The sequence below is a fragment of the Collinsella sp. Sow4_E3 genome, from assembly GCF_052116285.1.
GTDB lineage: Bacteria > Actinomycetota > Coriobacteriia > Coriobacteriales > Coriobacteriaceae > Collinsella.
The window spans coordinates 1-463 of sequence record NZ_JBQKLJ010000118.1; the positions used below are offsets into that span (position 1 = coordinate 1).

Below are 463 nucleotides of genomic sequence, written 5' to 3' on the forward strand. Positions count from 1 at the left end.
GTGTTTCCCTGCTGAGCGGCTACTCTTTCCTCATGACCCCGAATCTTTCCCGATTTTTCCTGTCACCGTGGTGGACATGATCACCGGCCAGCAGCTCCGAGAGGCGCGACTCACCCACTTGCACCCTGCCGAGCGCGCCTACCTGACCCGCCGACTGGAGCACCACCATGACTGACCGTGATCTGATCGTCGCCGCCTACCGCAACCGCCTGCCAGACGTGGCGCTCGACGTCGGGGTGTCGGTCACAGCGCTGGTCACCCGGCTGATGCGGGTGCTGCGTGACCCGGCGACGGCGCCGTCGGTCGAGGTGGATGCGCTGCGGGCGCGGGTGGCGCGGCAGCGGGCGGTGAGGACACGCTAACCCAGCTCCCCCATGCGCTGCGCGATCGCCCTGTCGCGCTCGTCGGTGGCGACCTGGTACAGCATCGCCATCCCCGGCGTGGTGTGCCCGAGCCGCGCCAT

At 68.7% G+C, this 463-nt stretch carries 1 protein-coding gene; it reads left to right on the plus strand.

Translation table 11 applies throughout. The features are described 5' to 3' along the window. The first annotated feature begins 167 nt into the window (after positions 1-167). A complete protein-coding gene (locus tag ACTQ48_RS11555; protein ID WP_441042230.1) occupies positions 168-362 on the plus strand; it encodes a hypothetical protein in 195 nt (64 codons plus the stop codon). The last annotated feature ends 101 nt before the right edge of the window (positions 363-463 follow it).